Origin of the sequence: Dyadobacter sp., assembly GCF_051859145.1 — a bacterium.
Lineage (GTDB): Bacteria > Bacteroidota > Bacteroidia > Cytophagales > Spirosomataceae > Dyadobacter.
The window spans coordinates 1-8351 of the sequence record NZ_JBHYGF010000170.1; the positions used below are offsets into that span (position 1 = coordinate 1).

At 45.9% G+C, this 8351-nt stretch carries 12 protein-coding genes; 7 read left to right on the forward strand and 5 right to left on the reverse strand.

The window, feature by feature from the left end; translation table 11 throughout:
• The coding region (locus ACTIE6_RS11330) for a 6-phosphofructokinase (protein WP_439556749.1) at positions 1-166 on the reverse strand (166 nt) is incomplete at its 3' end.
• A gap of 242 nt (positions 167-408) precedes the next feature.
• On the opposite strand from ACTIE6_RS11330, the gene ACTIE6_RS11335 reads away from it, so the two are divergent.
• The 5 genes from ACTIE6_RS11335 to ACTIE6_RS11355 are packed head-to-tail and all read left to right on the forward strand — an operon-like array spanning position 409 to position 4696.
• Positions 409-2895: a hypothetical protein gene (locus ACTIE6_RS11335; RefSeq protein ID WP_439556739.1), complete on the forward strand. Its 2487-nt coding sequence runs from the start codon at positions 409-411 to the stop codon at positions 2893-2895.
• On the forward strand, positions 2892-3215 hold the full coding sequence (locus tag ACTIE6_RS11340; protein ID WP_439556740.1) for a T9SS type A sorting domain-containing protein: 324 nt from the start codon (positions 2892-2894) through the stop codon (positions 3213-3215). Before ACTIE6_RS11335 ends, ACTIE6_RS11340 begins: the two co-directional genes overlap by 4 nt.
• Positions 3212-3895: a hypothetical protein gene (locus ACTIE6_RS11345; RefSeq protein WP_439556741.1), complete on the forward strand. Its 684-nt coding sequence runs from the start codon at positions 3212-3214 to the stop codon at positions 3893-3895. The genes ACTIE6_RS11340 and ACTIE6_RS11345 overlap by 4 nt, the downstream gene beginning before the upstream one ends.
• 31 nt (positions 3896-3926) lie before the next feature.
• On the forward strand, positions 3927-4454 hold the full coding sequence (locus ACTIE6_RS11350; protein WP_439556742.1) for a YfiT family bacillithiol transferase: 528 nt from the start codon (positions 3927-3929) through the stop codon (positions 4452-4454).
• A 14-nt stretch (positions 4455-4468) separates the two neighbouring features.
• Positions 4469-4696 carry a DUF2905 domain-containing protein gene (locus ACTIE6_RS11355; RefSeq protein ID WP_439556743.1) on the forward strand — a complete coding sequence of 76 codons (228 nt, stop codon included), beginning with the start codon at positions 4469-4471 and terminating at the stop codon, positions 4694-4696.
• A 34-nt stretch (positions 4697-4730) separates the two neighbouring features.
• Here ACTIE6_RS11355 and ACTIE6_RS11360 read toward each other — a convergent pair whose 3' ends face one another.
• A complete protein-coding gene (locus ACTIE6_RS11360) occupies positions 4731-5834 on the reverse strand; it encodes a Fic family protein (protein ID WP_439556744.1) in 1104 nt (367 codons plus the stop codon).
• 146 nt (positions 5835-5980) lie between these two features.
• A complete protein-coding gene (locus tag ACTIE6_RS11365) occupies positions 5981-6484 on the reverse strand; it encodes a hypothetical protein (protein ID WP_439556745.1) in 504 nt (167 codons plus the stop codon).
• Positions 6485-6601: 117 nt separating this feature from the next.
• Between ACTIE6_RS11365 and ACTIE6_RS11370 the strand changes: the two genes are divergently transcribed.
• On the forward strand, positions 6602-6982 hold the full coding sequence (locus ACTIE6_RS11370; RefSeq protein ID WP_439556746.1) for a hypothetical protein: 381 nt from the start codon (positions 6602-6604) through the stop codon (positions 6980-6982).
• Positions 6983-6987: 5 nt separating this feature from the next.
• Here the strand turns inward: ACTIE6_RS11370 and ACTIE6_RS11375 are convergent, their stop codons facing one another.
• Positions 6988-7377, reverse strand: coding sequence for a hypothetical protein (locus ACTIE6_RS11375; protein ID WP_439556747.1), 390 nt, complete (start codon positions 7375-7377; stop codon positions 6988-6990).
• A 45-nt stretch (positions 7378-7422) separates the two neighbouring features.
• Positions 7423-7881 (reverse strand): Panacea domain-containing protein, encoded by a 459-nt coding sequence (locus ACTIE6_RS11380; protein WP_056291388.1) that lies wholly within the window; start codon positions 7879-7881, stop codon positions 7423-7425.
• Between the two features lie 170 nt (positions 7882-8051).
• Between ACTIE6_RS11380 and ACTIE6_RS11385 the strand changes: the two genes are divergently transcribed.
• The coding region (locus ACTIE6_RS11385) for a transposase (RefSeq protein WP_439556748.1) at positions 8052-8351 on the forward strand (300 nt) is incomplete at its 3' end.

Genomic DNA, 8351 nt, shown 5'->3' on the forward strand with positions numbered 1-8351 from the left:
AGTGGGAGTCCATTTTATAAACATCACCGGCAATCATTCCGCTATATCCTCTTCTGATTCCAAAAACTTCAATACCATGGTAGACAGCGCCGCGTACTACCGCCCTGATACAGGCATTCATACCCGGGGCATCCCCTCCTGAGGTAAATACTCCAATTCTTTTCATTTAATTTCAGGTTACTTCTATCTTTTTGATGTGTCGCGACTTTTGAACCTTAAAGTCACAATTTCCGCAAATTTATCCGGTATTTCCTTAAAATATATGACCTGACTCTTAATTCTGTTAAAAATTTGCCAGAACAAGATTCGGATTTTACACCCTAAACATATATCAATACTTATATATTTGCGCCGGTTAATAGAAATTTAATATTCATTACACCAACTGCAGGCTTACTTAATATCACAATGAAAAACCTGATTTCCTGGCAAAATACCTGGCCGCACCTAGTAGCTGTATTGGGCTTTATTATTCTGTCCATTGTATACGTTTCTCCGGTGCTGCAAGGCAAAAAACTGGTGGCAACAGACGATATTCAGGCAAAGGCTGCGGCGCGTGAAGTGATTGACTATCAAAAACAAACAGGAGAATGGTCATCGTGGACCAACGGGATGTTCGCCGGAATGCCCGCTTACCTCGTTGCTACCGATTATCCTACGAGTATCTCTACCAAAATAGGGCAGGGCATCAACAAGCTCCTGCCGGCACCTGCCAATTACCTGCTGATCGGAATGGTGAGCGCGTATGTGCTTTTCCTGGTAATGGGCGCCGGGAGCTGGCTGGCGGCATTGGGAGGGATCGCATTTGCCTTTTCATCCTTTAATATCATTAACCTTGAAGCCGGGCACATTTCACAGGTAATCGCGATCATGTACGCGCCGGGAGTGATCGCCGGGGTTATACTGGCTTTCCGGAAACACTGGCTCGCGGGTGCGGCACTTACTGCATTCTTTTTATCCCTTGAACTCTACGCCAACCACGTTCAGATCACGTACTATCTCGGAATCGGGATTGTAATCCTGGTGGTGATTGAAAGTATTGCTTTTATCAAAAATGGTCGCGGCAAAGAGCTGGTATTGGTGATCGGCGGCCTCGGGCTTGCGGCTGTGCTGGCTGTGGGAACGCATACTACCCGGTTGTGGAATGCCTATGATTATACCAAAGAAACCATCCGCGGCAAGTCAGAGCTGACCAGCAAGGATGCTGCGGCCAGTCGGGGCAAAAACGACGGGCTTGACAAAACGTATGCTTTTACATACAGCTACGGTTTTGGCGAGCTGCTCACGCTCATTATCCCGAATGCGTATGGCGGTGCCGGATACGGGCCTCTTTCCACTGATTCCGAAACTTACAAAACGCTGATCGGCCGCGGTGTTGATCAGGGCAATGCGCAAAGTATCATCCAGCAAATGCCGCTTTACTGGGGCGATCAGCCGATTATGGGTGGTCCCAACTATGTAGGCGCGATCGTGTTCTTCCTTTTTTTACTTGGTATTTTTATTGTTAAAAGTCCGCTCAAATCCTGGGCTGTCGCTGTAGTGCTCCTTTACATTGTTTGGGCACTGGGTAAAAGCTTTGCAGCTGTGAACTACCTGTTTTTTGATTATTTCCCCATGTTCAACAAGTTCAGGGCGATGACCATGGCGGTTTCACTGGCGCAGCTGCTGATGGTTTTCCTGGGGGTACTGGCATTGGTTATCCTTGTTCAGAAGAAAATTACCTGGAATGAATTCCGGAAGCCTTTCACGATTTCGCTGGGAATCAGTGCCGGTTTGATGGTGATTATGGCGGTATTGCCAACTGTGTTTTTCAGCTTTCAATCGGCAAACGATTCAGCCACATTGGGACAGTTTGAGCAGATGACGCGGGATAAGGCATTTGCGCAGCAGATTATGAACTCCATTGTACAGGACCGTGTCAGTCTGATGAAAGCCGATGCATTCCGCAGCCTGATATTTATACTACTTGCTGCGGGACTGATCTGGCTGTGGATGATGGACAAGATCAAGCCTGTCGCATTGTATGCAGTATTGATTGCCCTTATTGTTTTTGATTTGTTTGGTGTGGATAAACGCTATCTGAACAGCGAAGATTTTGTGTCCAATTATGTGGCACAAGGAAATACCGGCCCTTCCCCCGCCGACGAGCAGATTCTCAAAGATCCTGATCCGGATTATAAGGTATTTGATAATACATCATCACAAGGTCCATTCAACAGTGCGGCTGCTTCTAACTTCCACAAATCGCTCGGGGGCTACCACGGTGCGAAGCTTCGCAGGTACCAGGAGCTTTTTGAAAGGCAGGTAATGAGCCAGCAGCCTAATATGAATGTGATCAATATGCTGAACACGAAGTATTTCCTTGTTCCGGATCCGCAGGGTAATAAAGTGGCGCAAACCAATCCCGATGCATTGGGGCATGCCTGGTTTGTAAACAGCTACAAGGTTGTTCCGAATGCAGATGCTGAAATGGCGGCACTCGATTCGCTAAAACCACGGTATGAAGCAGTGATTGATCAGAAGTTTGCTTCCAAGTTGCAGGGGCTCAGTCTGCAGCCTGATTCTTCTGCCAAAATCAGTCTGATCAGCTACAAGCCCAATGAGTTGATTTATGAAAGTAATTCCAGCAAAGAAGGTTTAGCGGTCTTTTCGGAGATCTATTATAATGTAAGAAATGAGTGGAAGGTAACGATTGATGATAAACCAGCGGATATGCTGCGTGCCAACTATGTACTTCGGGCATTGAGGGTACCGGCAGGTAAGCACACCATCAAATTCCGCTTCGAGCCGGTGTCGGTAGCAGTGGGTAGTAAGATAGATCTTGCGAGCTCGATATTATTGCTGGGACTGATCGCGGGTGCCTTATTCGTAGGTGCAAAATCAAGAAAGGTATGAGAAGTCTGTTGGCAATCTGGCTGGTGCTGTTTGCATTGGCTGCTTGTAATAAACCAGATATTGACTCGGATCTGACGGTTGTTGCCTTTCCCAATCCAGCTACCAGCCAGATTGCTGTTTATATTGAAAATGATCAGCGACAAGCTTGTATCATCCGCCTTTTTGATCCGAATGCAAAACAGATTGCCGAAATGAAAGTCGAAGCGGGTGTTCCAACTGATGATATCAGGTTCGATCTGGAAGGTAAGGTAAAAGGGACTTATCGGATTGTGGTGGAAATAGGAGGTATTACCCTGGTCAAAACGTTTTATAAGGTATGAAGTACTTCCGGTCCTGCCTCTGGTTACTTTTCCTGTTCATTGGTTCTGAATCATTCTCGCAAAGCAGGAAGACAGAATGGTATGTTACGGCAAACGGAAATTTCTACATGCCCGTCGGTAACAGGTCAAAAGGAATGTATCCCATTTTAGGTTACGATAAAAACTCGTCGCCTAAAATACTTCTTGGCGGCGTTGGGACAGGTGCAGCATTGCTGAAACCGCTTAATAAGGATTTCAGCTTCAAGGCGCAGGCTAATCTTTCCAAACATACTTATTGGGACGAGCTGCTGATGATGAGAGATTATGTCGGCTCTAATATCGGATACTTTCAGGCTGGTTCTTCGGATTATGGGCTCGGGCTCGCCGCGATGATCCATTATTTTCCTGTTGAATCGTTTTCGATAGGCGCAGGGATCAGTACACAAGCCACTTTGATCTCACTTTCACGGACTCCCGCAATGTTCATTGGCGCGGACATTGACCAGAGTTTTGCCGTGAATCATTATTACAAAACGGTCGTTCCAATGGTACCGTTAGAGCTTTCTTATACCGTGAAAAGGTTGCTGTTTAATGTAAGGTATGAGGCAGGATTGATAAACAGGATCAAGGGAGATCTCGCCGACTTCAAAACAGATAAGTTTAGTCTTCTTACTTTTGAGCTGGGTTTCAGGATAAACTAACGTGCTTCTCAGTTTTTAAATGCATTCAAAAATGACAGACAGAAAATATCCCATTGGTCCGTTTGTTCCGCAGGAAAGCTATACGGAAGAGGAACTGGCCGAACTAATCGCTACGATCGAATCCGCACCCGCGGCTTACCGCGAGCTGGCTGCCAATTTTTCAGATGAGGATCTCCGCAAAACTTACCGCGAAGGCAGCTGGACTGTTCAGCAACTGATCCACCATGTTGCCGATATCCATTTGGTGCACTTTTTCAGGATGAAAAAAGCATTGACCGAACCCGCTTACAAGGAGGTAACTTTAATCAATATGGATGGCTGGGTCAAAACGCCGGAAGCTGATCTGTATCCGATTGCGGACTCACTTGCCATTTTTGAAAGTATTGGGAACAGGTATGTGTACCTCGCCAAAAACCTCACTGCCGAGCAGCTGGACATTGCGTATTTCCATCCCGTACGCCAGATGTGGATCAGCCAGAAACAGGCATTGGCTATGTCTGCCTGGCATGTAAAGCATCATTTTGCACACATTGAACTCGCGCTCGGTATTCTTGAATAGCTTTCCCGAAAACCATGTCCCAAACCACAGGTAAGTATCTGATCCTGATCGGTCTGGCGGTTGTCCTGATTGGCATTGTCGTGTACTTTCTGAGCGATAAACTACATTGGCTCGGCCGCCTGCCCGGTGACATCCGGGTTGAAAAGGAAAACTTTAGATTCTATTTCCCGATCACCACCATGCTACTGCTCAGCGGGCTTTTGAATCTGGTGATTTGGCTGGTGAGGCGGTTTTTGGGATGAATTTCCATTTGACATTTTAAGTATTATACACCAACTACCATATCAGCGTGTAGTTTGTACTTCTTCCGCCAGCTTCTTCTTTTTGCAAAATACCTTTATTGATCAAATCCTGAATATCGCGGCTTGCAGTGTCCTGTGAGGTTTTTGTTATTTTGGCCCACTTGGATGTAGTCAGCTTTCCGAAGAAATCATCCTGCATTTTCCGGATCATCAATATTTGTCGGGCATTCAAAAGTGTTTCAGAATTCTTGTCCCAAAAGGCTGTGCGTTGAAGGACAACATCAAGAGTTTCAATGGTGTTGTTTAATGAATCCTTCAAGCATTGAAGATACCATTGCAGCCAGTCTGTTATATCAAGATCGCCTTTCTGCGTTTTTTCAAGTATCGCATAGTATTCATTTCGCCGCTTTCTGATTTGCGAAGACATACTATAATACCGCTGTGCGCTGCTTTCCGCGCGTGCGAGCTGCATATCTCCGATCGCCCGCGCAATCCGACCATTCCCATCGTCAAAAGGGTCGATAGTGACAAACCAAAGATGTGCAATCCCTGATTTCAGGACGGGATCAATGGTCTGATTGCCATTAAACCAATCCAGAAAAGCGTCCATTTCGCTTTCCAGACGAGCTGCGTCAGGCGCTTCAAAATGCACGGTTTCACGACCGATTGCTCCCGAAACAACCTGCATTGGACCTTTTTCATTGTCTCTCCATTTGCCGGTAATGATCGCGAACATGCCGCTTCTGCCTGACGGGAATAATGAAGATTGCCAGCCAAACAGGCGCTCGGCGGTTAATACTGTCTCAAAATTCTGGGTAGCATCGAGCGTCATCTCAACCACACCTTCCACGTTCCGGTCGGAAGGTACCAGGCCTGCAATCTCCAATCCAAGTCGGCGGGCAATGGAAGACCGTACCTGATCGGAATCCAAATGTTCCCCCTCGATCTCGGTTGATTTGAGAATATCTTCCGTCAGCGTTTCAAGCGCAGCTTCTGTCCTGGTAGAAAAACCAAGCGATTGCATTCTTCCTGCGACCTTCCCCTGTAAAAACCTCACCTCCCCAAGAAATGGCGAAATGACTGATTCTTCCCAATGAAATTTTGGCCAGCCGGCTGTTTGATGAATGTACAACGCCATAATCTCTGATTTGCGGTGAATATAGGAATTATTCTCCGCAAAAGTGCGGAGAATAACTAGCTTAATCTCCGCATTTCTAATTATAGCCTGTCAAGTTGCAGGTCAGGAAGCGCCTGGAATCATAGTTCGAATGCGAATAACGCGGGCTATTTACGCACCAGTTTTAGTCCCCGCATTGCTTTAAGTCCGATGGTGCTGGGGGACGTAAGGGGTAATGCCAGCAGTTTCGGCTCATTTTCCGGCTCGGTATATTCGCGCTTCCTGGTTATGTAGCGTTCAATTATAAAAGCTTCTTCACGTTCAAAATTGATCGGGCTTACACCTACATTGGCCGACATATCATAGAGTTTTTTGTGCCATACCGCCGCATCTACATTCCCGTCGAAAGCATAATAGTTTTCAAATCCGCGGTCGAATTTGAAATGGATCATTTTTCCTGCATTGTTCAGCAAACTGTCGGGTGTGCCCGTAAGCGTGATCGGGATGTATGTTTTCTTATCGACAATAAACCCGCCGTAATTGTTTTTGATCAACTCTCTCATACTGCGCGGCGTATCGCCAACCAGCAGTACATCGACAAGCAAAATCAGTTCGGCAGCATGAAATTGCTGGGTAGTTTCAATAAGTGGGAGCGTGGAAATGCGGATCATCCGACTTTATACTGTTAATTAGAGATTGTAAAGGAAACAACATGATTGTGCTGCTGCGAGGTTCAAAGGCACAATAATTATGCGTGTCGTAAATTAATAATCAAACCAAAAATAAGAATGGAACTGCAAAAGGTGAAGAATTATAGGTTTGTCGGCTTACTTGGAAACGGCCGCGAGCGATATAGCGATAAAGAACTGGATCAGGAGCAGCCTACTGAGCCGATCGTAATCGATGCATTCGGTTTTTCAGATGTTTACAGATATGCCGGGTACGTTTTCCTGGATCCGGAATGGTTTATGAAGTATGATAAAAACTGGCAGTTCGATACTGCTAAAATCGACGAGTTACTGGTTAATCTGGTGAAGTATTCTGTAAAAGATTCAAAATCGGAAAACCTGGCCCGGATTGAAGCCTATTTGCAATCACCACCGGAGACCATAGAAGAAGCCGCTGAAATCTGGAAATCCTTCCATGAGCCCACACTGAAAAGAATCTGATTCAACTAGTCTCTGTTTCTGTTTGGGAAAAGATACTTCGTGACAGCGAGGAAGAAGGCAGCCACATTAATGGTGGTAGTGGTAATTAATGCAATCGTTACTTCATTAGTAAGTGTAAAGTGCATGGATTCAAAGCCGACCATGAGAATAATGCCGAAAATGCCGACCAGCCAGAGTGCTACCATCCAGAAGATCAACTTTGCATATTTCTTTCGCTCCTGCGTATCCTGACGGAAGCTTTCGAGTTCAGCCTTGTTTTTCTCTCCCGCATAATCCGCCGTCGCTTTTGGATCCCGGTTGGCAAAAACGAGACTTTCAGTCGTAATCTGATCGGGTACGTCAGACTGACTGTTAATTACATCGGCTACATTCTGTACGATATTGGTTGACGGCATTGTTGGCTCGGCTCTCGGCTGCAACTGGTTAATTGTATCTCAGGATTATGCTGCCTGATGTGGAAGGTTGAAAGATTCCCGGAAGTATTTTTTCATCAGTTCAGGACTGATTGTCGTGTTCAGCGAACGCTTTGCAGCCTCGTCCCACGGAGATCCCGGCAGGTGTGTCCAATTGGCCAGCTTAATAGCATCCACGCTTTTCGTGATATTCCACACGTCCAGAAGAATGGACTGGGTATTGGCGTCGAGGCTGAGGCCATCGGCGGGCTGTGGCAATGTAATGGGTTTGTCGCCCCAGCTTTTAAAGGTATTATATACAGATGGAATGACCGGACCATACCGCCAGGCCTGAATATCCTCTGCCAGAAGCGGCTTTTCTGTCAATGCCAAATACATTCCATTAGCGAGGTATAAAACCTTCTGCAATTTCATATTCGTAAGTGGCACATCATCTACAATGCCAAGATTGACAAAATAACGGGCTACTTTAATTGCATCGTGCATAACCGGATCTTTTAGTATGTGAGAAGGAATATATCATTTATTAAAACTCCTCAATATAACGGAATATTCCTAAAAATTAGTTTCGGAAGGAGAAAGGAGGAAAGGGAGAAAGGAGGAAAGGGAGAAAGTGTGTCCCGTCCTGAAATAGGTTGACACAAACCTAAGGAAGAATGAAGGAACGTCGGCCGGTAATGAAGTATAGTCTAAGCTTTAAGCAGCAGGTAGTCCGAGAAATCGAGGAGCAGGGTCTAAGCTACCTGGAAGCTTCGCGACGTTATGGGATCAAGGGAAGTATGACAATCAAGAAATGGATCGTTAAATTTGGGAAAGACCATTTAGTTAACAAAGTAATCCGGATCGAGATGAAAGGAGAAGCTAACCAGCAAAAGCGTTTGGAGGCGGAGCTGCGGCGTTTGAAGGAGGCTTATGCAGACCTGAGTTTAAAGCATCAGTGCGCTGAAAAAGTGATT

Excerpts from the sequence above, each read along its gene's own strand:
- ACTIE6_RS11360 (WP_439556744.1), bottom strand. The coding sequence starts at position 5,834 with ATGGCGTTGTACATTCATCAAACAGCCGGCTGGCCAAAATTTCATTGG.
- ACTIE6_RS11380 (WP_056291388.1), bottom strand. The coding sequence starts at position 7,881 with ATGCACGATGCAATTAAAGTAGCCCGTTATTTTGTCAATCTTGGCATT.
- ACTIE6_RS11355 (WP_439556743.1), top strand. The coding sequence starts at position 4,469 with ATGTCCCAAACCACAGGTAAGTATCTGATCCTGATCGGTCTGGCGGTT.
- ACTIE6_RS11350 (WP_439556742.1), top strand. The coding sequence starts at position 3,927 with ATGACAGACAGAAAATATCCCATTGGTCCGTTTGTTCCGCAGGAAAGC.
- ACTIE6_RS11340 (WP_439556740.1), top strand. The coding sequence starts at position 2,892 with ATGAGAAGTCTGTTGGCAATCTGGCTGGTGCTGTTTGCATTGGCTGCT.
- ACTIE6_RS11370 (WP_439556746.1), top strand. The coding sequence starts at position 6,602 with ATGGAACTGCAAAAGGTGAAGAATTATAGGTTTGTCGGCTTACTTGGA.
- ACTIE6_RS11365 (WP_439556745.1), bottom strand. The coding sequence starts at position 6,484 with ATGATCCGCATTTCCACGCTCCCACTTATTGAAACTACCCAGCAATTT.
- ACTIE6_RS11335 (WP_439556739.1), top strand. The coding sequence starts at position 409 with ATGAAAAACCTGATTTCCTGGCAAAATACCTGGCCGCACCTAGTAGCT.
- ACTIE6_RS11375 (WP_439556747.1), bottom strand. The coding sequence starts at position 7,377 with ATGCCGTCAACCAATATCGTACAGAATGTAGCCGATGTAATTAACAGT.
- ACTIE6_RS11345 (WP_439556741.1), top strand. The coding sequence starts at position 3,212 with ATGAAGTACTTCCGGTCCTGCCTCTGGTTACTTTTCCTGTTCATTGGT.